This is a genomic window from Leifsonia sp. 2MCAF36, from assembly GCF_052115525.1.
Lineage (GTDB): Bacteria > Actinomycetota > Actinomycetes > Actinomycetales > Microbacteriaceae > Leifsonia.
This window is the reverse complement of sequence record NZ_JBFRGV010000004.1, coordinates 296551-318424: the sequence shown is the minus strand read 5'-3', so window position 1 is coordinate 318424 and position 21874 is coordinate 296551. Positions and strand designations below refer to the sequence as shown.

Annotated in this window: 27 protein-coding genes; 16 read left to right on the top strand and 11 right to left on the bottom strand. The window is 71.2% G+C overall.

What is annotated here, in order from left to right; all coding sequences use genetic code 11:
- Positions 1-3: 3 nt before the first annotated feature.
- The 5 genes from AB4079_RS08830 (at position 4) to AB4079_RS08810 (ending at position 4483) form a co-directional block, all read left to right on the top strand.
- A complete protein-coding gene (locus AB4079_RS08830) occupies positions 4-1176 on the top strand; it encodes a mannitol-1-phosphate 5-dehydrogenase (RefSeq protein ID WP_441786911.1) in 1173 nt (390 codons plus the stop codon).
- 110 nt (positions 1177-1286) lie between these two features.
- Positions 1287-2399 carry a type III polyketide synthase gene (locus tag AB4079_RS08825; RefSeq protein ID WP_441786910.1) on the top strand — a complete coding sequence of 371 codons (1113 nt, stop codon included), beginning with the start codon at positions 1287-1289 and terminating at the stop codon, positions 2397-2399.
- Positions 2400-2445: 46 nt separating this feature from the next.
- Entirely contained in the window at positions 2446-2973 is a 528-nt protein-coding gene (locus AB4079_RS08820; RefSeq protein WP_441786909.1) for an isoprenylcysteine carboxyl methyltransferase family protein, read from the top strand.
- Positions 2970-4010, top strand: a complete 1041-nt coding sequence (locus tag AB4079_RS08815; RefSeq protein WP_441786908.1) for an NAD(P)/FAD-dependent oxidoreductase — start codon at positions 2970-2972, stop codon at positions 4008-4010. Before AB4079_RS08820 ends, AB4079_RS08815 begins: the two co-directional genes overlap by 4 nt.
- Positions 4011-4153: 143 nt before the next feature.
- Positions 4154-4483: a ParB family protein gene (locus tag AB4079_RS08810; RefSeq protein ID WP_441786907.1), complete on the top strand. Its 330-nt coding sequence runs from the start codon at positions 4154-4156 to the stop codon at positions 4481-4483.
- Positions 4484-4593: 110 nt separating this feature from the next.
- Here the strand turns inward: AB4079_RS08810 and AB4079_RS08805 are convergent, their stop codons facing one another.
- The 3 genes from AB4079_RS08805 to AB4079_RS08795 form a co-directional block, all read right to left on the bottom strand.
- Positions 4594-6399 (bottom strand): chaplin family protein, encoded by a 1806-nt coding sequence (locus tag AB4079_RS08805; protein WP_441786906.1) that lies wholly within the window; start codon positions 6397-6399, stop codon positions 4594-4596.
- An 89-nt stretch (positions 6400-6488) separates the two neighbouring features.
- Positions 6489-7418, bottom strand: a complete 930-nt coding sequence (locus AB4079_RS08800) for a hypothetical protein (RefSeq protein ID WP_441786905.1) — start codon at positions 7416-7418, stop codon at positions 6489-6491.
- A gap of 51 nt (positions 7419-7469) precedes the next feature.
- Positions 7470-8672, bottom strand: a complete 1203-nt coding sequence (locus tag AB4079_RS08795; RefSeq protein ID WP_441786904.1) for an MFS transporter — start codon at positions 8670-8672, stop codon at positions 7470-7472.
- 138 nt (positions 8673-8810) lie between these two features.
- On the opposite strand from AB4079_RS08795, the gene AB4079_RS08790 reads away from it, so the two are divergent.
- On the top strand, positions 8811-9272 hold the full coding sequence (locus AB4079_RS08790) for a MarR family winged helix-turn-helix transcriptional regulator (protein ID WP_441786903.1): 462 nt from the start codon (positions 8811-8813) through the stop codon (positions 9270-9272).
- A gap of 17 nt (positions 9273-9289) precedes the next feature.
- On the opposite strand, the gene AB4079_RS08785 is transcribed toward AB4079_RS08790, so the two are convergent.
- On the bottom strand, positions 9290-9793 hold the full coding sequence (locus tag AB4079_RS08785; protein ID WP_441786902.1) for a hypothetical protein: 504 nt from the start codon (positions 9791-9793) through the stop codon (positions 9290-9292).
- Positions 9794-9840: 47 nt separating this feature from the next.
- Here AB4079_RS08785 and AB4079_RS08780 point away from each other — a divergent pair, with 47 nt between their 5' ends.
- Entirely contained in the window at positions 9841-10203 is a 363-nt protein-coding gene (locus AB4079_RS08780; RefSeq protein ID WP_441786901.1) for a nuclear transport factor 2 family protein, read from the top strand.
- 9 nt (positions 10204-10212) lie between these two features.
- Here the strand turns inward: AB4079_RS08780 and crcB are convergent, their stop codons facing one another.
- From crcB to AB4079_RS08765, 3 genes are read right to left on the bottom strand one after another with little or no spacing between them, the layout of a single operon-like run.
- A complete protein-coding gene (gene crcB / locus AB4079_RS08775) occupies positions 10213-10590 on the bottom strand; it encodes a fluoride efflux transporter CrcB (RefSeq protein WP_441786900.1) in 378 nt (125 codons plus the stop codon).
- Positions 10587-10982 (bottom strand): fluoride efflux transporter FluC, encoded by a 396-nt coding sequence (locus AB4079_RS08770; RefSeq protein WP_441786899.1) that lies wholly within the window; start codon positions 10980-10982, stop codon positions 10587-10589. Before AB4079_RS08770 ends, crcB begins: the two co-directional genes overlap by 4 nt.
- A 50-nt stretch (positions 10983-11032) precedes the next feature.
- Complete coding sequence (locus AB4079_RS08765; RefSeq protein WP_441786898.1) at positions 11033-11557, bottom strand: universal stress protein; 525 nt, start codon at positions 11555-11557, stop codon at positions 11033-11035.
- 87 nt (positions 11558-11644) lie between these two features.
- On the opposite strand from AB4079_RS08765, the gene AB4079_RS08760 reads away from it, so the two are divergent.
- The 4 genes from AB4079_RS08760 to AB4079_RS08745 are packed head-to-tail and all read left to right on the top strand — an operon-like array spanning position 11645 to position 14059.
- Positions 11645-12073, top strand: coding sequence for a phage holin family protein (locus tag AB4079_RS08760; RefSeq protein ID WP_441786897.1), 429 nt, complete (start codon positions 11645-11647; stop codon positions 12071-12073).
- Positions 12070-12348, top strand: a complete 279-nt coding sequence (locus AB4079_RS08755) for a hypothetical protein (protein ID WP_441786896.1) — start codon at positions 12070-12072, stop codon at positions 12346-12348. The genes AB4079_RS08760 and AB4079_RS08755 overlap by 4 nt, the downstream gene beginning before the upstream one ends.
- A complete protein-coding gene (locus tag AB4079_RS08750) occupies positions 12338-13393 on the top strand; it encodes a YihY/virulence factor BrkB family protein (protein ID WP_441786895.1) in 1056 nt (351 codons plus the stop codon). The genes AB4079_RS08755 and AB4079_RS08750 overlap by 11 nt, the downstream gene beginning before the upstream one ends.
- A gap of 9 nt (positions 13394-13402) precedes the next feature.
- The gene (locus AB4079_RS08745; protein WP_441786894.1) at positions 13403-14059 is read left to right on the top strand and encodes an NUDIX domain-containing protein; all 657 of its coding nucleotides are present in this window, start codon (positions 13403-13405) and stop codon (positions 14057-14059) included.
- Positions 14060-14168: 109 nt separating this feature from the next.
- On the opposite strand, the gene AB4079_RS08740 is transcribed toward AB4079_RS08745, so the two are convergent.
- The 3 genes from AB4079_RS08740 to AB4079_RS08730 form a co-directional block, all read right to left on the bottom strand.
- Positions 14169-15185 carry a hypothetical protein gene (locus tag AB4079_RS08740; RefSeq protein WP_441786893.1) on the bottom strand — a complete coding sequence of 339 codons (1017 nt, stop codon included), beginning with the start codon at positions 15183-15185 and terminating at the stop codon, positions 14169-14171.
- 324 nt (positions 15186-15509) lie between these two features.
- Positions 15510-17189 carry a hypothetical protein gene (locus tag AB4079_RS08735; protein ID WP_441786892.1) on the bottom strand — a complete coding sequence of 560 codons (1680 nt, stop codon included), beginning with the start codon at positions 17187-17189 and terminating at the stop codon, positions 15510-15512.
- 3 nt (positions 17190-17192) lie between these two features.
- Positions 17193-17852 carry a response regulator gene (locus tag AB4079_RS08730; protein WP_441786891.1) on the bottom strand — a complete coding sequence of 220 codons (660 nt, stop codon included), beginning with the start codon at positions 17850-17852 and terminating at the stop codon, positions 17193-17195.
- Between the two features lie 138 nt (positions 17853-17990).
- Between AB4079_RS08730 and AB4079_RS08725 the strand changes: the two genes are divergently transcribed.
- From AB4079_RS08725 to AB4079_RS08710, 4 genes are all read left to right on the top strand, one after another.
- Positions 17991-18623: a hypothetical protein gene (locus tag AB4079_RS08725; protein ID WP_441786890.1), complete on the top strand. Its 633-nt coding sequence runs from the start codon at positions 17991-17993 to the stop codon at positions 18621-18623.
- Between the two features lie 79 nt (positions 18624-18702).
- Positions 18703-19440, top strand: coding sequence for a YcnI family copper-binding membrane protein (locus tag AB4079_RS08720; RefSeq protein ID WP_441786889.1), 738 nt, complete (start codon positions 18703-18705; stop codon positions 19438-19440).
- Entirely contained in the window at positions 19437-20129 is a 693-nt protein-coding gene (locus AB4079_RS08715) for a copper resistance CopC family protein (protein ID WP_441786888.1), read from the top strand. The genes AB4079_RS08720 and AB4079_RS08715 overlap by 4 nt, the downstream gene beginning before the upstream one ends.
- Before the next feature lie 62 nt (positions 20130-20191).
- Positions 20192-20335 carry a hypothetical protein gene (locus AB4079_RS08710; protein ID WP_441786887.1) on the top strand — a complete coding sequence of 48 codons (144 nt, stop codon included), beginning with the start codon at positions 20192-20194 and terminating at the stop codon, positions 20333-20335.
- Here the strand turns inward: AB4079_RS08710 and AB4079_RS08705 are convergent.
- Positions 20332-20487 (bottom strand): hypothetical protein, encoded by a 156-nt coding sequence (locus AB4079_RS08705; protein WP_441786886.1) that lies wholly within the window; start codon positions 20485-20487, stop codon positions 20332-20334. The genes AB4079_RS08710 and AB4079_RS08705 overlap by 4 nt on opposite strands.
- A 154-nt stretch (positions 20488-20641) precedes the next feature.
- Between AB4079_RS08705 and AB4079_RS08700 the strand changes: the two genes are divergently transcribed.
- Positions 20642-21829 carry a MarP family serine protease gene (locus tag AB4079_RS08700; protein WP_441786885.1) on the top strand — a complete coding sequence of 396 codons (1188 nt, stop codon included), beginning with the start codon at positions 20642-20644 and terminating at the stop codon, positions 21827-21829.
- Positions 21830-21874 lie beyond the last annotated feature (45 nt).

Here is a 21874-nt window from a genome sequence, read left to right as displayed (position 1 = left end):
AGCGTGAAGGCCGTCCACTTCGGCGCAGGTAACATCGGGCGCGGCTTCGTGGGGCTCCTGCTCCACGAAGCCGGGTACGAGGTCGTGTTCGCCGACGTCAACGCGGAGCTGATCGACGCCCTCGCCGCAGCCGACTCGTACCGCGTCCACCTGGTGGGCGAGGAGTCGGAGACGAAGACGGTCACCGGCTTCCGCGCCATCAACAGCGCGACGGACGAGGAGGCGCTGGTCGCCGAGATCGCGACGGCTGACGTCGTCACGACCGCGGTCGGCCCGCGCATCCTCCGCTTCGTCGCCCCGGTGATCGCCCGCGGTCTCGCCGCGCGCGCTGACGACGCCGCGCGGCTCGCGGTCATGGCCTGCGAGAACGCCATCGGCGCATCCGACCTGCTGGCCGCGGAGCTGATGGACGGTCTGCCGGACGACGACACGCGCGAGGAGCTCGGCGCCCGCGCCGTCTTCGCGAACACGGCCGTCGACCGGATCGTCCCCCTGCAGGCGCCGGACGCGGGCATCGACGTCACGGTCGAGACGTTCTACGAGTGGGTGGTGGACCGCACGCCGTTCGCGGGACACGAGCCGCACATCCCGGGAGCCCACTTCGTCGACTCGCTCGGCCCGTACATCGAGCGCAAGCTGTTCACGGTGAACACCGGGCACGCGACGGTGGCCTACACCGGGTTCCTGCAGGGCGCGACCACGATCAGCGAAGCCATCGCGATCCCCGCGGTACGCGAAGCCGCCGAGGCCGCGCTGCGCGAGACGTCGGCGGCGCTCTCGGCGAAGCACGGGCTGCCGGAGGAGGAACTGGCCGCGTACCGGGCGAAGATCCTCGGCCGGTTCAGCAACCCGTACCTGGTCGACGACGTCAGCCGCGTGGGCCGCGAACCGATCCGCAAGCTCGGCCGCAACGACCGCTTCATCGGACCTGCAGCGGACTACGCGGAGTACGTCGGCGGGATCCCGAACGCCCTCATCGCCGCGGTCGGAGCTGCCCTGCGCTTCGACGTGCCGGAGGACAGCCAGAGTGTCGAGCTCCAGCGACTGCTCGACGAGGCCGAACCGGCCGCGATCGTCGAAGAGGTGATGGATGTCGAGCCGGCCCACCCGCTGCACGACCCGCTGGTCCGCGCGGTCTCGGACGCCCAGCAGGACCGCCGCGACGAAGCACTGTAGAAACCCTTCCGGACCAGCTGGACCGGGGCTCTGAGCAGACCACCGCCCCGGCCGCTGGGTATCCGCCGACCGCCGGTGTCGGCGGCAGGAGCCGGTGGTACGTTTCGCATGTGAGTCGAATCGTGTCGGTCGCTCCGGTGCTCCCCGCCCGGAGCTACAGCCAGGGGGAGATCACGGCCGCACTGCTCGCGATGATCACCTCCGACCCGGCCAGGCAGCAGGTGATGCGCCGCATCCACGCCTCATCCGGAGTGCAGACGCGCAGCCTGGTGATGCCCCTGGAACAGTACAGCTCGCTGGCCTCCTTCCAGGAGTCGAACGACTACTTCATCGCGGAGGGCACGTCGCTCGCCGAACGCGCCCTGACCGCCGCGCTCGACTCCGCCGGGCTCGAGCCCGCCGAGGTCGACTTCCTGCTGTTCACCTCGGTGACCGGCATCGCCGCGCCGTCCATCGACGCTCAGCTCGTCGCCCGCCTGGGGCTCCGGCCCGACGTGAAGCGACTCCCGAGCTTCGGGCTGGGATGTGTCGCCGGCGCCGCCGGGATCGCACGGGTCAACGACTACCTGGCCGGGCACCCCGACGAAGTGGCCGTGCTGCTCTCGGTCGAGCTGTGCTCGCTGACGGTGCAGGCCAGCGACGACTCGATGGCGAACATCGTCGCCAGCGGGCTGTTCGGCGACGGTGCCGCGGCGGTGGTGATGGTCGGCGAGACGCGTGCGGAGAAGCTGGGGCTCGCGGGGCCCGAGGTCGTCGACACCCGCAGCCACATCTACCCCGACACCGCAGACGTGATCGGCTGGGACATCGGCGGGACGGGCTTCCGCATCGTCCTGAGCGCCGGCGTCCCCGAGGTCATCGAACGCAACTTCGCCGGCGACGCCCGCGGCATCCTCGCGGCACACGGCTTGGAGGTGGCCGATGTGGGCGCGTGGGCCGCGCATCCCGGCGGCCCGAAGGTTCTTGAGGCCTTCTCGGAGGCGCTCGACCTGCCGGAGGGAGCGCTGGACGCCAGCTGGCGCTCGCTCGCGAACGTCGGGAACCTGTCGTCCGCCGCCGTGCTGCATGTGCTCGCCGAGCAGCTCGACCAGCACCCGCCGGGCACCATCGGACTGCTCTTCGCGCTCGGCCCGGGCGTGACCAGCGAACTGGTCCTACTGCGCTGGGCGGACGGCGCGAAGCGCGCTGCGCCCGCGATCGTGGCCATCGAACCCGCGTCGTGAACCGGCCGTTGCGTGACCTCGACCCTCTCGTAAGCTGGACCTCCTGATGATCTGGTACACAGTTCTCGTTCTCGCGACCGGCGCGGAGCGCATCGCCGAGCTGGTGGTCTCCACCCGGAACGCGAAGTGGTCGTTCGCCCGCGGCGGCGTGGAGTTCGGGCGCGGGCACTTCCCGGCCATGGTTGCCCTCCACACCGGCTTGCTGCTCGCCTGCCTGGCGGAAGTGTGGTTCGCGGGACGTCCATTCATCCCCTGGCTCGGCTGGCCGATGCTGGCCCTGGTACTGGCGAGCCAGGCGCTCCGTTGGTGGTGCATCGCCACGCTCGGCCCCCGCTGGAACACCCGGGTCATCGTCGTCCGGGACCTGCCGCTGGTGACCCGCGGCCCGTACCGCTGGTTCACGCATCCCAACTACGTGGCGGTCGTCGTGGAGGGTTTCGCCCTGCCGCTCGTGCACACCGCCTGGATCACGGCCGTCGCCTTCACCGTGCTGAACGCGTGGCTGCTGGTGGTCCGGATCCGCTGCGAGAACCGCGTTCTCGCCACCGTCTTCCCGGCGCGGGCGAGCGCATGAACCCGCAGGTCGTCGTGGTGGGCGGCGGCCCGATCGGCCTGGCGTGTGCGATCGAAGCACGAATCGACGGCCTGGATGTGCTGCTCGTCGAGCCGCGGGTCGGCCCGATCGACAAAGCGTGCGGGGAGGGGCTGATGCCGGGCGCGCTGGCCGCACTGCACCGCATCGGCGTCGACCCGGCCGGCCGACGGCTGGACGGCATCGCCTACGTGGATGGGCAGTCCCGCGTCGAGCACCGCTTCGCGGACCGTCCCGGCCGCGGCGTGCGGCGCACCGTGCTGCATCAGGCCCTCGCCGAGCGCGCCGCCGAGCTCGGCGCCGAGCGCATCCACGCGAAGGTCACCGCGGTGTCGAAGCAGGCCGCCGGTGCGATCCTGACCCTGAGCGACGGCCAGACCGTCGATGCGCCGTGGGTGATCGCCGCAGACGGCCTCCACTCCCCTGTCCGCCGGATGGTGGGTCTGGACGGGCGTGGCCAGCCGGGGACGCGACGCCGGTTCGGGCTGCGGAAGCACTTTGCGGTGGAGCCGTGGACGTCACTCGTCGAGGTCCACTGGTCGGAGGGGGCGGAAGCCTACGTGACGCCGGTCGACGAGCACACGGTCGGCGTCGCGGTGCTCGGGCCCCGGCCGTTGGACATCGACGAGGTCATCGCCGGCATCCCGGAGTTGGCGGACCGCCTCCGCGGTGTCGACGCGGTGAGCGATCCCCGCGGCGCCGGCCCGCTGCTGCAGCGGGCGCGGGCGCGGTCCTCCGGCCGGGTGCTGCTGGCCGGAGACGCCTCCGGCTACGTGGACGCGCTCACCGGTGAGGGGATGCGCGTGGGCTTCGCGCAGGCACGCGCGGCGGTCGCGGCCGTCCGCACCGGCAACACCGAGCAGTACGAGCGGGCGTGGCGTTCGACGACCAGGGATTTCCGCATGCTGACCTCAGCACTGGTCGCGGCCTCGCGTTCGCGCTTCCGCGCGCGGATCGTGCCGACCGCCGCCCGCCGTCCTGAACTGTTCGGCTCCATCGTGGAGCGGCTCTCGCACTGACCGCCCTCCACCCTGGGCAAGGGAGGAATTCATAGGGCTTAAAAGCATGCTTACGATCCGCCGATTCTGGCCCTTCCGGGGGTGGAACGATTAGTGTGTATCTCACATCGAGGATCGACATCCGATATGCAGAAAGGTGAGACATGGACGGCTCAGCATCCAGCCCCTCCGAGGAGTCCCCTGTCCCCGCGAGCAGCTCGGAATACCGAGTGGCCGTCAATGGGCCCATCGCGCAGTCCAAGCCCGTCAAGAAACGAACGACGATCACCTTCTATCTGACCGATGCCATGCGCAACCGTGCTCGAGCTGCATACCGGCAGACGTCGTTCAATGAGCGGGATACCAGCTGGTCGGAGATGATCAACAAGGCGCTCCTGGCCGAGGTCCAGCGCCGCGAGATCGTGTACAACGACGGCAAGATGTTCGTGGGCAACGACGACCCGCTCACCCCCGGGCGACCGATCGGGTTCTGAGGTCGCCACGCCCCGGCCGCCGCCTCCTGGGCGCGACGAATCCCGGCACGCGGGCGGTTGAGCTGCCCGCGGCCGGGAATCGTTCACCCGCAGTCAGCGGGTGGATGCGCTCACCGGGTGTGGTGGCGACGCGTCCGGTTCGCAGAACCGAACGCGAGCATCACGCCGAGGAGCGCCAGAAGCGCGCCCAGGGCACCCAGACCCAGGTCGTCCGAGCCGGTGGAGGCAAGGGCGGCGGCGGACATCCGGCCGGAGGCGAGCAGCGCGACGTCGCCCGTAGACGCCGTCACCGTGCCACCAGTGGCCACGGTCACCGCAGTGGTCGGCGTGGTCGGCGTGGTCGGCGTCGTTGGAGTAGTCGGCGTCGTCGGCGTCGTGGGAGTAGTCGGCGTCGTCGTGGAGCCCGTGGTCTGGCTGTCGCCGATCACGCTGATGGCGTTCCCGCCCACAGTCGCCGGGGCGTCGACACCGATCGGGAGCCCGATGCCGCCGAGGAGGCCACCGCCGGTGCCGCCGGTGATTCCGCCGGCCGTGGAGCCGCCGGTCGCCGGGCCTGTGGCGGACGAACCGGCAGACGAAGCGTCGCCGACGACCGCGATGGCGTTACCGCGCGCCGTCACCGGCGCAGCAGCACCCACCGGAGCCTGAACACCCGGCAGGATGCCGCCAGAACCGGCACCGCCGGTCGCCGCATTGCCGCTGCCCGCCGCCGGAGCCGCGGTCGTCGCACCCGTCGACGAAGCGTCACCCAGCACTGACACCGCGTTGCCGCCCGCCGTCACCGGCGCAGCAGCACCCACCGGAGCCTGAACACCCGGCAGGATGCCGCCAGAACCGGCACCGCCGGTCGCCGTGCTGCCGCTGCCCGCCGCCGGAGCCGCGGTCGTCGCGCCCGTCGACGAAGCGTCACCGAGCACTGACACCGCGTTGCCGCCCGCCGTCACCGGCGCAGCCGCATTCACCGGAGCCTGAACACCCGACAAGGTGCCGCCAGAACCAGTGCCGCCGGTCGCCGTGCTACCGCCACCCGCGGCCGGAGCCGTGGCTGTCGCGCCCGTCGACGAAGCGTCACCGAGCACCGACACCGCGTTGCCGCCCGCCGTCACCGGCGCAGCCGCATTCACCGGAGCCTGAACACCCGACAAGGTGCCGCCAGAACCGGCACCGCCGGTCGCCGTGCTACCGCTCCCCGCGGCCGGAGCCGCGGCCGTCGCGCCCATCGACGAAGCGTCACCCAGCACCGACACCGCGTTACCGCCGGCCGTCACCGGCGCAGCCGCACCCACCGGAGCCTGGATGCCGGACAGCAGGTCGCTGCCGGTTCCCGTTCCGGTCGAGGTCGCTGTCGCGCCAGACCCGTTCGCCGGCGAGGTCGCCGTGGAACCCGACGAGGTCGCGTCGCCCAACACCGAGACGGCGTTGCCGCCGGCGGTGACAGGAACCTCCGCGGCCACCGGGGCCTGGATGCCCGAGGCGACGCCGTCCGAACCGGCGGACGTCGCGCTCGTGCCCGACCCCGAACCCGCCGCCGGAGCGGACGCATCGGAACCCGAGGAGCCGGCGTCGCCGAGGACGCTGACAGCATTGCCCGCAACCTGAACGGGGACGCTGACGTCGGCCACCGCCTGGTCGCCGGTCAGCACACCGCTGACCGAATCGGGCGAGACGGACACGGAGGGTGCCGCGGGAGCGGCGGGGGCCGCCGCGGTGGAGTCGGCGCTCGACGCGTCGCCGAGCACCGAGACGGCGGTGCCGGAGAGCGACACCGGGACCGCGGCGCCGACGACAGCCTGGTCGCCGCTTGCGACACCGTCGCTACCGGAGGTCTCAGCCGCGTTCGCGGCGGTCGCTCCGGCGAGCCACAGGCCGCCGACACAGAGGGTCAACCACATCCCCCTGGATACGTACTTATTCATGAGTCAGCCTTTCGAATGAGTGAAGGGTGCCCGGGCATGCAGATGCCGGGTCTTGGTCGCGTGCTGCCGGAAGGGCAGCCGTGACCCACTCAGTCGGGGCTGATGTCGTGGTCGGCGACGGGGCCCGCGGGGATGTGATCGTCCGCGGACGGACCGCTGAGCCCGCTCCGAACGGAGGCGGGTACGAAGAGAGAATCGGAGATCACCCCGGCGGAAGGCGCAGCTCCGCCCGGGCCGCCGGGACCACCGGTCGAGCCGGCGGCACCGCCTCCGGGCAGACCGCCCGGAATTTCGCGGCCGGGAGCGAACGGCTCGCCGCCCAGGGGGCCGGCGGGCGCCGACGAGGACGCGCTGCCCAGCGCCAGAGGCGCGGCGGTGAGGGCCGTGAGCGTGCTGGTGTGAGCGGCTGTGGCGACCACGATCAGGGCCGAAACGGCAGCAGATTCGGTCAGCCCGACGGCTGCCGCGCCGGAGAGCGAGGGTGCGGACGCAGGAGATCCCGGCGTCGGCCCGACGACCGGCAAGAGGGGCGAAACGGCCGTGTCGACCGCGCCCGCCACATCCGACACCGCCTGGTCCACCGTGCCGGTGACCGGCTGCGTAGCGGAGGAGACAGGCACGGGCGGAAGCGCATCCCGGACCACCGGAACAGCGGCGACGACCTGATCGACCGCCGCGGCCACCGGGTCGACCGCACTGCCGACAGGAGCCTGGTCGGCTACCTGATCGACTGTTTCGGTGACCGGAGTGACGACAGCCGAGACCACACTCTGCACGGGAGCGGGCACTGCCGGCGCAACGGCCGAGGTGACCGAGCCCAGCGCCTCACCGACGCCGGCTGTCGCGCTCGACACGAGCGCGCCGACCGGTCCGGGTGGTGGCGCGTCTGCCGCGGAAGCGGCCGGCCCGCCCGCCAGGAAGCCGAGGACCGTCAGCCCGGCGCCGGCGATCAGCGACGAGAGCAGAACACGCGCAGGGGAGAGGATGCTGCGGCGCGGCTCTCTGACCCGCTCCGGCATACGATCACCCCCTGATCGTTCGAGTTGAGCGAGACTGTACTCCTCCTTCTACTAGACAGGAAGCGCGGATTTTTCGGAGGCTGCCGAGCTGCGGCCGGCTTTCGACGATCCGCGCCGGGCGGCGACGGCTGCGGCAGCCACCACGACGACCGCGCCGAACGTCATCGACGCGCCCACCCACAGCGGGGAGGTGTACCCCAATCCCGCGGCGATCGTGAGGCCGCCGATCCAGGCGCCGACGGCGTTCCCGAGATTGAACGCGGCGATGTTCGCTCCGGATGCGAGCGTCGGCGCGTGCGAAGCGTACGACAGCACGCGCAGCTGCAAGGCGGGCACCGTGGCGAAGCCGAACGCACCCATGAGCACCAGCGCGATGACGGCTCCGACGGGCAGGCCGGCGACCAGGGCGAAACCGGCGAGCACCACCGCCAGGGCGCCCAGGAGCCACAGCAGCGTCCGGTCGATGGAGCGATCCGCCAGGCGCCCGCCGACCCAGTTGCCCGCGAAGAGCCCGAGGCCGAAGAGAACGAGCAGCCACGGAACGGCTCCTGGGGCGAAACCGGCCACACCGGTCAGCGTGTAGGCGATGTAGGTGAACGCGCCGAACATCCCGCCGAAGCCGAGCACGGTCGCGCCGAGCGACAGCCAGACCTGGCCCGAGCGGAAGGCCGACAACTCACCGCGCAGTCCGGCGGCAGGCCGCTCTCCCGTACCAGAGGGCACCAGGATCGCGACGCCGATCAGTGCGAACACGCCGATGACGGTGATCGCCCAGAACGTGGAGCGCCACCCGAGCGCTTGACCGATGAGGGTTCCGAACGGCACGCCGAGCACGTTGGCCGCTGTCAGACCGGTGAACATGACGGCGATGGCACGGGCCCGCTTCTCAGGAGCCACGAGGCTCGCGGCGACCACCGAGCCGATGCCGAAGAACGCTCCGTGGCAGAGAGCGGCGAGCACCCGGCCGCCGAGCATGACCGTGTAGTCGGGTGCCACCGCCGAGAGCAGGTTGCCGCCGATGAACAACACCATGAGGCCGAGCAGCGCCGCCTTGCGCGGTATGCGGGTCGCCGCGGCGGTCAGGCCGAGGGCGCCGACCACGACGGCCAGGGCATAGCCCGAGATCAGCCATCCCGCAGCGGCCTCATCGACGTGGAAGTCGGCAGCCACCTCGGGCAGAAGCCCGGCGAGGACGAATTCGGTCAGGCCGATGCCGAACCCTCCGAGGGCGAGGGCGATCAGGCCAGCGGGCATGGATGTCTCCTTCTGGATGCATGGGTCGGTGCGCTACTCTGTTAGTTGCAGACGCGCTATAAATAGTTGCACGCGCAACTATTTGGCGCAACCCCGCCGTCTGACCGACCGCACGAACGAATTCCCGAGGAGGCACCCATGGGCATCGCCGACGACGCCGTCGAGGTGCGCGCGCACGGTTGGCGCACCCTCGCCGCACTGCACGGCTACATCGAGGCCGAACTGGAGCGCGAACTCAGCCGAACGGTTCAGCTGTCCGTCGTCGAGTTCACGGTTCTCGACGCGCTCGCCCGCCAGGACGGCTGGCACATGCGGATGCAGCAGCTGGCCCGCGCGAGCGCGCTCAGCCCCAGCGCCACAACGCGCCTCGTGAACCGGCTGGAAGAGCGCGGTCTGCTCGCCCGTATCCTGTGCGACGACGACCGCCGGGGCATCTACACGGAGCTCACAGCGCCGGGTCACGCCCTGCTCGACACCGCCCGTCCGGTGCACGACGCAGCCCTTGCCCGCGCACTCGACGGCGCACGTCAGGTGCCCGAGCTCGCGCCACTGGTGGACGCACTGCCGCAACTGGGCGCCGGCGACCTGATCTCCTCCTAGCGGAGTACTTCGACGAGCTAGCGGAGCACCTCGACGAGCGCGATCCACGAGAACAGCACGGTGGTGACGATGGCCAGGATGGTGGCGCCCGCGACGAACACCAGACCAGCCGTCGACCCTGGTAGCGCGACCAGGAGAATGCCGCCGACGGCGTAGACGGCAGGAGCAGCCGAGAACAGGAGGATGCGCTCCGCCGTGTACCTGCGGAATCCGGTCTGTACCCCATCCCGTTGCACGGCAAGCGCCGAACGGACGACCACGAGGGAGCACAGCGCCGTCCCGAGCAGCACTTGGATGCCGAACCCGAGCGGGACCTGACCGGGAATCAGCGCCGCGGAGCACAAGGCCACGCCCAGGATGAGGGCGGCGATCGAGGCGGCCGCCCGCGCCGCGAGGCCGCGCGACTCGGCGATCGTCCGGATGTTGACGGACAGCGCAACGATCAGTAGGCCGCCGAGGGCCGCGCCCGCGCCCGCCACGGCGACGTTGAACTCCGACCACGAAGCGAACGGCTCCAGCATGCGGCCCAGCGTAGCGGTGCGTGTCGGCCAGGGCGTATAACGGGTGAATGGCGGACGCGATCACCAACTGGATCGAGCTCTACCGGCGCGCATGGGAGAGCAACGAACCCGACGACATCCGGGCGCTGTTCACCGAAGACGCAAGCTACCGCACGGAACCGTTCGCCGAGCCGTGGGACGGCCACCTCGAGATCGTGGAGGGCTGGCTGGATGCGCAGGACGACCCCGGCACCGTCACGTTCGAGTGGCGGCTGGTCGGCCAGGACGGCCCGGTGTACTTCGTGGAGGGCGTCACCGACTACCGCGACGGCCCCATCTACAGCAATCTGTGGATCATCCGCCTGGCCTCCGACGGCCGCGCAGAGGAGTTCACCGAATGGTGGATGGAGCAGGAGCCCGACCAGGGCTGACCCGGCGACCTAGGCCAGCTGGCCCAGCCACAGGCCGAGCCCGGCAGCGGCGAGCGCGAGCGCGAGCATCCCGACGCCGTTGACCAGCGCGGCACGGTACCGGCGCTGCTGCGCCAGCCGGACGGTCTCGTAGCTGGCGGTGCTGAACGTGGTGTACCCGCCCAGGAAGCCGGTCCCGAGCACCGCGCGCCACTCCGGCGGCAGCCCGTGCACGAGCGCCAGCCCGGTCACCAGGCCCAGCAGGAACGACCCCGTCACGTTGATGATGGTCGTGCCGATCGGGAAACCGGCACGCAGCCAGGAGCGCAGGGCGCCGTCGAACACGAGCCGGGTCACCGCCCCGACGCCTCCCGCCGCAGCGACCGCGACCACCAGCAGCGCGGTCACCCGCGCCCCCGAGCGGCCTGCCGCCGGGCGATCGCCGACGCCAGCGCGATGCCCGCCACCGAGGCGACAGCACCCACGACGATCGTGGCGGCGGCGTACAGGATGCTGAGTCCGACGCTCTGCGCGGCGATCAGACCGTCGGTGTCCACCGCCAGCGAGCTGTAGGTGGTGTAGCCGCCGAGGATGCCGGTCCCGGCGAACAGGCGCAGGTCCCGACGTGGGCCTTCATCCGGCCCGTGCAGGGCGAGCGTCTGCAGCAGCCAGCCGAGCACGAAAGCGCCGGTCACGTTGATCAGGAAGGTGATCAGCGGAACGCCGGCCACCGGAGGCACGGACAGTGTGAGCAGATACCGCACCGCTGTGCCCAGTGCGCCTCCGAGGAAGACGAACACGATCGAGCGCGGCCGCAGGTGCAGGGGCGCTCGAGAACGATCCGCCGGCACTAGACCGGCGGGTCTTCCCACGGGAGCCGCTGAGCGCCCGGCTGGGGGTTCAGCGGCACGACGATGACGGGACGGTGCTGCCGGTGGGCCAGATGCACGGCGACCGAGCCGTTGAAGAACTCGCGCACGCTGCCGCGCAGCCCGGCCTCCCGCGAGCCGACCACGATGTAGCGGGCGTCCAGGTCTTCCGCCAGCCGGGCGAGCGCCCAGGCGGGGTCGCCCGCCAGCTGCTGCAGCGAGTACGGGATGCCGCGGCCGTCGAGCGCGTTGCGGATGTGCGCCTCGAGGTCGGGATCGAAGCGCTCCTCCCCCGCCTCCGGAAGGTCGGGGTCGTACGGCAGGGCGACGACCGTGCCGTCGACGTAACTCGACACGACGTAGCGGTCGGGGTCGACGTTGGCGCACACCAGCGGAAGGTCGAGGTCGTCGGCAAGGCGCGCGGCCTGCTCCAGAACCGCGAGCGGCTGACCGGGGACCACAGCGGCGAGGATGCCGCCCCGCCCGGCGATCTCGTTGCCGTTCATGCCCCTAGTGTGCACCATCCACGGGTTCACTCGTGCGGAGCCGTGGGGTACGTTCGCCCTACCAGTGTCTGAGAGGAGCCCGATCCGATGGCCGACACGCCACCGCTCCCCCGGGAGCGCCGCCGCACCACCCGTGGACTCCGCCCGCTGCCCGAGTTGACCAAGGACCTCGCGGCACAGCTCCGACGGCTGGTCGCCGCGGAGCTCGCGCTGTTCAAGGCCGAGATGAGCGCGAAGGCGAAAGCGGCCGGCATCGGCGCGGGTCTGCTCGCGGGTGCGCTGCTCTTCCTTTTCTTCGCGTTCGCCGCGCTGATCACGGCAGCGGTGCTCGGGTTCGCCCTCATCCTGCCCGCCTGGCTCTCCGCCATCATCGTGGGCGTCATCCTCATCATCATCGCCGTCGTCCTCGGTCTGATCGGGATGCGCAGCCTCAAGAAGGGCATGCCGCCGATCCCCGACGACCTGGGCAGCGAGTTGAGCGCGGACGTGAAGGCACTGAAAGGAGAGCAGCTGTGACCTCCGAGACCATCCCCGCCATTCACCGCGAGGGCCAGCGCCCCGCCGGGCGTCCGCCGCTGCCGAAGGGCTCCGGGATCAACTCGCTCAAACTGGACCTCGAGGTGACGCGGGAGGAATTGGCGAGCACGCTGGACGACCTCTTCGCCACCTTCAACATCCGCGTGCAGATCCGGTCGCACCCCGTCTTCTTCACGGGGCTCTTCCTCACGCTGACCGGCGCTGCGGCAGCCATCACGACCATGCTCCTGCGGAGGCGCGGGCGTGCCGACTGACCGGGGAGGCGTCGGCGGCGACCGCGCCAAAGCGATGCGGCGGATCGAGGACCGCTACAGCCTCCCCTGGTACCGCCTGCCGTGGGGCTTCATCCTCAAACGCACCATGCGCAGCTTCTCGATCGACCAGTGCACCGACCTCGCGGCGGGACTCACCTACTTCGCGGTCCTGTCACTGTTCCCGGCTCTGCTGGCGCTGGTCAGCATCCTGGGCATCGTGGGCCAGAGCAAGACCGGAGTCGACGCGCTGTTCGGGATGGCGAACGACCTCGCTCCCGGGATGACGAACATACTCAAGGGACCCATCCGAGATCTCGCCTCCTCGCCCGCGACCGGCTGGGCCCTCGCAATCGGAATCGTCGGCGCCGTGTGGTCGGCGTCGGGATACGTCGGCGCGTTCGGGCGCGCGCTCAACCGCGTCTACGGGGTGCGGGAGGGCCGGACGTTCATCATGCTCCGCCCGGTGCAGCTCGGCGTGACTCTGCTCGCGCTCGTGCTGATCTCGCTGCTGGCGCTGCTCCTCGTGATCTCCGGCCCGGTGGCGCAGTTCCTCGGCGGACTGATCGGGTTGAGCGACGCGTTCCAGGTCGCCTGGTCGATCATCCGCTGGCCGATCGTGGTGGTGGTGGTCGTGGCACTGGTCGCGGTGCTGTACGCCTCGACGCCCAACGTGAAGCACCCGAAGGTGCGGTGGCTCACCCCCGGGTCTGTCGCGGCCATCCTCGTGCTCGGCATCGCATCCGCCCTGTTCGCCTTCTACGTCGGCAACTTCGGGAACTACGACAGGACCTACGGCGCCCTGGCGGGCATCATCGTCTTCCTGCTGTGGATCTGGATCGCCAACAACGCCCTCCTCTTCGGCGCGGAGCTCGACTCCGAGACCGAGCGTGCCCGCGAGCTCGTGGCCGGCATCGACGCGTCCCAGGCGATCCGGCTGCCGCTCAAGTCCGACAAGGCGCTGCTGAAGGCGCGGGAGGCGCAGGCCGGCGACGTCCTCGCCGCCCGGGCGATCCGCCGCAGGTACCGCGAAAGGGTCGAACACTAAGCTCGCCCCATGAGCGACGAGCGACCCGGCCACGACCTCCCCGACGGCCGCGGCCGCACCGGCCTGCACCTGACCGGACGCGACCTCACCGGCAACCGTGCCGTCCACGTCCGTGACGTGGAGGTCACCTCCGACGGCTGGCACGTGCTGCGCCGCACGACCTACGACTATCGCGGCCGCGACGGCGAGTGGACGACGCAGGCTCGCGAGACGTATGACCGCGGCAACGGAGCGACGGTGCTGCTGTACGACCCGATCGGCCGCACGCTCCTGCTGTCGCGGCAGTTCCGTTTCCCCGCGTACGTCAACGGCCACCCGGACGGGATGCTGGTGGAGTCTGCCGGCGGTCTGCTCGAGGGCGACAGCGCCGAGGAGGCGATCCGCCGGGAGGCAGCAGAGGAGCTGGGCGTCCGCATCGGCGAGCTGACGCACCTGTTCGACCTGTACATGAGCCCGGGTTCCGTCACCGAGCGCGTCCACTTCTACGCCGCGCCGTACACCCCCGGTGAGGTCGTGGGCGGCGGCGGTCTGGAGGAGGAGGGCGAGGAGATCGAGCCGGTCGTCGTGCCCTACGACGACGCCCTCGCCTGGGTCGCGGACGGCCGCATCGCCGATGGCAAGACCGTCATCCTGGTGCAGTGGGCGGCCCTCACCCTCTTCGGCTGAGGGCAGTAGCCGACGAGTCGCGTCATCATGTCGCGACTCGTCGTGAATTCAGACGTCTACTCGCGACTCGACGGTCGGCGGGCAGGGTCCGCGGCAGAGCCGCGGCAGGTCAGCCGTAGCGCAGCGTGGCGCCGCTCGACTTGAGGAAGTCGATGTGCAGGTGGTTGCACGTGTCGTCGAACGGCTTGAAGTTGGTCAGGTCCATCGACGCGCGGCAGCCGATCTGGCCGAGACCCGTGCCGTCCGGAACCAGCGGGTCGAGGATCTTGATCAGCTCGACCGACTTCGCGTCGCCGCCGGTCAGCGGTGATCCGTTGAGCAGGAAGAAGTCGACCGCGTGGCCGCCGCCGCTCGCGTAGTGCGCGGAATCGGTGCCGGCGCCCTCGATCTGGCCGGTGCAGCGGCGGTTGATGTCGCTGACCCCCACCTGGTTGAAGTTGTCCAGAGCGATCGAGATGGCCTGGAGGACGCGATAGTCGACGCCGCAGTTCGGCACGGCATGGCCCTCGGCGAGGTCGGCGATCTCGGGGATGTGGTTCGGCGTCGATCCAACCAGGCGACCGGATGCGACGGCACCCATGATCTGGACGGCGAGCGCCTGCACGGTCGGTGACACGCTGGAGTTCGTGGTCGAGTCGAGCGCTTGCGGGCTCTCCTGGATGGCGAGGCCGTCACGCGAGACAACCTGCGTCACGCCTCCGCCGGTGAGCGTCTGGACGGCGAGCGCAGTGCGCGCGGCGCCGACGGTCGAGCCCTCACCGGTCGTCGCGTAGGCGGGCAGTGCCGCCGTGCCGACGAAGGCGGCCAGGGCGAGCATGACCACGGCGTGGACACCCCAGCGACGACGCTCGGGGCGGGCGGGCGCGACGCGAGGCGCACGGACCGGACGCGCGGTCCGCTCCACTTTCGCGCTGCGCTCCGCCTTCGCGCTGCGCTCCGCCTTCGGACTGCGCTGGGCACGCGCCGGCTTGACCACGATGCGCTCGCGGGTGCGGGGGCGGTTGCGCTCGGCCTCGAGGGCGGCTCGACGGCTGGGGAAAGGCTGCGCGATCGTGAGCTCTTCCGGCGTCGTGAACGCCGTGACCGGGTCGTCCGAGAGCTCCGGCTGCTGATCCACATCCACCACGACGGGTGCCCTGAGAGTCCGGCGAGGCCGCACTGAAGGAGTGGAATGGGGCAAGCTGCTGGGTCTTCCTAGGGGGGTCGGACGGGGGCATCGCACCGGGTCAGGCGCGAAAGCGTACCGATCCTTTCTACCCGATTTCCCCTGGATGTTCCATCAATGCAGACGAATAGATCCCGGTCGGGGGCGCATCCCGCGCGTTCGGGTCGCGCGGGGGCCCCCTCCGGGACCGGGACGGACACAGGCTCCGTCCCAGTGAATCTATGGCCTGGAGGCCCGTCGAGGGCCCGCGGGTACGGCTGATACGACCACGGTTCGGGAGCTCGGTCAGGGAATGGCGACAGTCAGTTCGACACGCCCGGCGACTTCCCGCAGGGCGACCGTCCCGCTCTCTGAGAGTTGTTGCAGGCCGATGCCGGACCGAGCATCCCTGAGCGCTCCGCCGGAACGGATCACGACCTCGACACCGCCTGCTCCGAACGGGAGGAGCTCCAGCTCCACCCGCGATCCGTCGCCGTGACGGACAGCGTTCGCGAACCCTTCGGAGACGGCGTCGACGACGGCTGAAGTCCGAACGGGAACGGCGAGGCGGTCCCAGACCCCCTCCGCGATCCGCGCCCGAAGGTCGACGGCCGACGACCAGCTCTCGATGAGGGTGCGCACATCGTCGGCGGCGTGCGACTCCTGGTGCTGACCGCTCAGCGCCGCTCGAGCTCGGTCGACGACCTCCCCGAACCGGGCAGCGGCCGCACCGGGACCGGCCGGTGGCGCCGACGCCAGGGCGAGTGCGCCGGCTATCAACTCGGACTGGACTCCGGCGTGCAGCAGACGGGCCAGGGTGGCGCGCTCCCTGTCGACGTCCGCACGGATGCGAGCGGCCGCGCCGACGTTGGCCTGCAGTGTCCGCTCCAGCTCCGTCTGGTCGCGCCTGACGCGCGCCGCCAGCGACGCGACGAAGGCGAGGGCCAGCGTGATGGGCGGGTACGTGAGCGCCTCGAACCACGCCGACGACGGATCCGCACCCAGGAGCGTGAGCCCCAGGAAACCGGTCAGGGCCAGGAGCACGCCGACGATGACGTAGAGCCCGACGAGGAGAAGCAGCCGGGGAACGGGCGACCGCGGCAGTGGAACGGCGGCGACCGCCGACCCGGCGACCAGCAGCACCAGCAACCCGGTGAGCACCGGCAGCAGGCTGACGACGCCGGCGAGAATGAGGGCGAACGGAACCACGAGCGCTGTGAACAGCATTGCGGCGGCGATCGGCGGCGCCGCGCGCATCCCCCCGATGACCGACTTGGACCACTCCCCCGGGTTGAGCGGCTCACCCTGCGGAGGCCACTCGCCCGCCTCATCGTCGTAGACCCGGTGGCTGGCCGGGCGCACCACATCCTCGGCGAGGGTGCGCAGGATGCGCGCCGCCTCCGCCGGCTCAAGCGCGTGAGCCGTGGCGGTCGTCGCCGCTTCCTCGAGTGCCGAGACCACCTCGTCGACCGCGGTGCTTCGCAGCCGTGCCCGTCTCTCGGTGGCGTCCTCGAGGTCGAGCTCGGCCGCCCGCTGCGCGGAGCGGAGACGCCGGAACACCCCCCGATGCTCGCGGACCAGATCGACGCCCACCGCGATGATCGAGAACGTGACGACGACCACAACCACGTTGACCGCCATCCGCCCCACCAGGTCGCCGGGCGCCACCGGGACGCCGAGCAGGCCGCCCGCCTCGAGGAAGAGCAGCGGACGAGCCGCGCCGATCAGGGCGAACGTCGCGAAGACCGCGACGGGGCGCCAGCGGCCACGCACGACCCTCAGCACCGCGACACCGACGAGCAGCAGGCCGCCGACGATCGCGTGCTGGAGGGCGGCGACGGCCAGCACAGCGCCGACACCTCCGGTCACGTACTGCATGCCGGACATCACGGTGAGCGCGAACGGCAGGGTGAGCAGCCACGTCCACCAGGTGATCGCCGACCGGCCCGCGGCGCGTGCCAGCGCGCGACGGAACGACGGCGACATCGATCAGAGCCCTGTGCTGGGGTCGCCGAAAGTCGACGTGTACAAGGTCGCCACCGCGACACGGGGAGTCGTCCGCTCACCGCTCGCGACGCCCAGCGCGGAGAACACGCGCTCGACACTCTTCTCGACAGCGCGCACCGTCACCTTTCTGCGACGGGCGATCTCTGCGTTGGAGAGACCGGCCGCGAGCAGTCGCGTCGTCTCCAGCTGCGCGGCGGTCAGGCCGAGCAGACGGGACCGGGCCTCCGTGCTCTGCTGTTCCCGCAGGACGGGGCGGTCCGCGAGGACGGCCTCCGCCGCATCCACCAACTCGTCCACCGTCTCCACCCCGGCCTTGTTGACGAACGACGCGCCGGCGACGGTGCTCCGTGCCTGAGCGGCCGCGGCGGCCCGGGAAAGGTTGCTGAGGAACATCACGGCGATGTGCGGGGCACGCTGCCGAAGGATGGTGGCGAGCTCGAGGCCGTTAGGTCGCTGACCCAGGTCGATGTCGGTGACCAGCAGGTCCGGGTCGACCTCCTCGGCGCGGCTCAGCGCCTCGGCGGCGGAACCGGCCGACGTGGCGTCGAAGCCTCGCTGCCCGAAGGCGTCAGCCACGAGCGAGCGCATCAGGGCGTGGTCCTCCACCACCAGCACCCTGCGCCGCCATGCGAGCTCCCCCATTCGCACAGGATAACGCCGCGCGTGCGGCGCACCCGGTCGGTCGCCGACCCCCGTTGTGGTCCCTTGCGTTCCTTATTAACGGGGGCCGATCCGTATCCCTAGACTGGCTGGGGAAGACCGACGACACGGAGGATGCGCATGGGATCGAGGTGGGCTCGCCTGACGCGCGGGATGCTCGCCTCGGGAGTCGCGATCTTCGTCGCCGCTCTGTTCCACGTCGCCGGCGGCGGGGCTGCTCCGGGGCCGATCGCGCTCGCGCTCAGCATGGCCTTCGCCACGCTCGGGTCGGTGGTGCTCACCGCCCGGCGCCTCTCGCTGTGGCGGCTGACGGCGACCGTGGGGCTCAGCCAGTTCCTCTTCCACGCGCTGTTCTCGCTCGGCCAGGGCGGCGCGCGGTTCGCCGCTCCCGAGGGGATGGCACACCTGCACGTGGGCGCCCACCTCACCCTGGTGGCCGGCGCGATGCCTGCTGGCGCGATGCCGGCCGCTCACGGCACCGCGCTGAGCCCGTCCATGTGGATGACGCACGCGACAGCCGTGCTGATCACCGTGGTGGCGCTGCGCTTCGGCGAGCGGGCCTTCTGGGGCCTGTTCGACACCGCGCGCGTGCGGATCGCCGGCGCCGTTGACCGCCTCGTCGTCGTTCCCGTCGCCGTCGCTCCGTCGGTCACCCCACCGGCCGCCGACGAGCCCACGCGCCTGCGCGACCTCGGGCTCCCGCTCGCCCGGTTGCGGCACCGCGGACCGCCGGCGCTCGTCTGCGCGTTCTGACAGCGACCCAGGGGCTCCCCGGATCGTCGCTGTACGCGCGCACGCGCTCACCGACGATCCGATCACCTCAAAGGACCCCATGAAGAAGACCACGTTCGCCGCGTCCATCGCGACGACCTCCGCCGCTCTACTCCTGCTCGCGTCGCCGCTCGCGGCGACCGCCCACGTCCGGGTCGACCCCGGCACCGCGACGCCGGGCAGCTACACCACCCTCACCTTCCGGGTTCCGACCGAGTCGGCGACCGCCGGCACGGTCAAGCTGGTCGTTGACCTGCCGACCGCGACCCCGTTCACCTCGGTCAGCTACCTTCCGCTCGTGGGATGGACCACCACCGTCGACACCGAGAAGCTCGCCAAGCCGGTGAAGACCGACGACGGCACCATCACCGAGGCGCCCATCCGTGTGACCTGGACGGCAGACAGCGGTGTGCAGGTCGCGCCCGGGCAGTTCCAGCAGTTCACGGTGTCGGCGGGTGCGGTCCCGGACACCGGCTCGGTCCTGTTCGCGACGCACCAGTACTACTCCGACGGTTCGGTCGTGGACTGGGACCAGCGCACGCCCGCCTCCGGTGCCGAACCCGAGCATCCCGCACCGACCCTCTACATCGACGACCCGGCGCCCTCAACGGGCGGTGCGCGGTCGCTTGTCGCCACCTCGGCTCCGCAGCCGCAGCCCGCGGCACCCGGGACCACGGCGACCGTCGTCTCCCTGACCGTGGGGGTCGGCGGCCTCGCGCTGGGCGCGATCGCGCTGGTGGTCGCCGTGTTCGCCCTCACCCGGGTGAGCGGCGGCCGCGAGCGTAAGGTGCAGGGATGAGGAACAGGCTGATCGCCGCTGCCGCAGGCATCGTCGCGGCCACCGCCCTCGCCTTGGCCCCCGTGGCCGCCGCGGACGCGCACGACTACCTCGTGGGGAGCGACCCGTCCGCCGACTCCACGGTGACGACCGCACTCACGTCCGTGACCCTCACGTTCAACGATCGAGTGCTCGACCTCTCCGGCAACGGCTCGACCAACCTGCTCACGGTCACCGGCCCGGGTTCGGCCACCCGGCACTTCGAGACCGGATGCGCGAAAGTCGCCGACGCGAAGCTCAGCGCGCCGGTCGCGCTCGGGCCGTCCGGCACCTACACGGTCACCTACCAGATCGTGTCGGCGGACGGCCACACCGTGTCGTCGTCCTACCCGTTCACGTATCAGGCGCCCGCCGGTGCCGCCGCTGCGGGTGGAACCGAGAAGAGTCCCTGCGGGGCGCAGGCGAGCGCCACCTCCGCCGCGACTGCGACCGGCTCGGGAGGCGCGGCGAGCGCACCGCCGGCGGCAACCGCATCCACCCCCCAGCCGACTACGGCGGCGTCGAACGGCGCCGACCTCGGCCTGGTGATCGGCATCGCGATCGCGATCGTGGTGCTGGCGGTGATCGGCGTGGTGATCGTTCTCCTCACGGCACGACGCCGACCGCCGACCGCGAGCGAGGCGGCCGGGACGGGCGAGCGCGAGGACTGACGCCCAACCGGAGCGGGCGATTGGGGCTACCGACACCCCGATCGCGGGCGTAGCGTTCGCGCATGGCCAGACAGAGTAGCGACCAGCAGACCGAGGAGTTCCCGGACATCGTCCCCGAGGAGCAGATGGACCCGGACATCGTGCCCGTCCCTCAGCCTGAACCCGACTCCGTCGACGACGGCGACGAGGAAGACGGCCGGCTCTAGTCGTCGCTGTCGTCCGGCTCGCCCACCGCGTCCGACTCGGGAAGCTGTCCCTCTTCCGCGTCGTGGGCCGTCAGGTCCGCGCTCGTGTACTGCCGCTCGCCCGGCTCGAGGTCTTCGCGCTCGTCGTCGCCGTTGGCCCGAAGGTCCGACATGGTGTCCTCCATGGTGTGTGGATGCGGTGATCGCCTTCAGTGGGATCAGCCACGGACGGTAGCCCTCACCCGCGCGGATCGACAGGGCGTTCGCCCAGCCGGCGCCTACCCGGGGTTGAGCAGTCGCCCAGTCTCGTACGGCAGGGTATGCCTTGTGGAGATCGTGGTCGACGTCGTGCTCGTGGTGCTCGGCATCCTCGCGATCGCGGCGGGCTGGAGCAAGGGCGCCATCCGCTCCGGCGGGACGCTCGTCGGGCTCGGTCTCGGGCTGTGGCTCGGGCTGACTCTGGCCCCGATCGTCGTCGCCTGGTTCGCCGCGACGGGTTTCAGCGGCGTCACCCAGCGCTCGGTGGTGGCGGGTGTCGTGATCCTGGTCTGCGCCGGCCTGGTCTACGCCCTCGCGGCCGCGCTCGCCGGAATCATCGGCAAGCTGCTGCGCCATGGGCCCGTCCGCTGGCTGGACTCGCTCGTCGGTGCGGCCCTCGGCCTCCTCACCTGGGGTGTCGTCGTCTGGCTGCTCGCCGGCTTCGCCATGGCCACCAGCCTGGCCACCGTCGTGCAGGCGGCCAACTCGTCGCGCGTCGTCTCCACCCTGAACAGCATCGCCCCGCTGCCCTCCTCGACCGTCCTCGGCGCGGTGGACGACGCCCTGGCGGGCGCCGGCCTGCCGAAGGTCTTCGAGGGCGCCGAAACGATCCGTGCGGTGCCGGAACCCGACCCGTCCGTCCCCGCCACGGTCGCGCAGTCCCAGCAGTCCGTGGTCACCGTGCTGGCGTCCAAGCCCGCGTGCGGTGTCGACTCGGAGGGCAGCGGATGGGTCGTGCAGCGCGGCCGTGTCGTGACCAACGCGCACGTCGTCGCGGGAGCGTCCTCCGTGGTCGTCCGGCAGTCCGGGAGCGCGAATGTGGAGCGCGCGACCCTCGTCGCCTTCGACCCGTCCCGTGACCTTGCCGTGCTCGATGTGACCGACCTCACCGCCCCCGCCCTCGACATCGGGCCCGACCTGACCGCAGGGGCTCCCGCCTACGCCGCCGGCTATCCGGGGGACGGCCCGTTCACCGTGTCGCCGCAGCGCATCCGCGACCGGGTGACCGCCCGCGGGACGGATATCTACCAGAGCGGCAGCGTCGACCGCGACATCTACTCGCTGCGCGGCGTCGTGCGGCCCGGCAACTCGGGCGGCCCGCTCCTGGATGCGAACGGAGAGGTCGCCGGCGTCGTGTTCGCCCGCAGCGCCACCGACCCGGACACCGGCTATGCGCTGAGCCTGACCGAGCTGCGGCCGGTGCTGTCGTCGGTCGGCCCGGCCCCGATCAGCTCGGGAGCCTGCTCGGCGGGTTGACGATGCGGGCACGTTCGCGGGACGGCTCCTTGCGTGGTTGGCTGG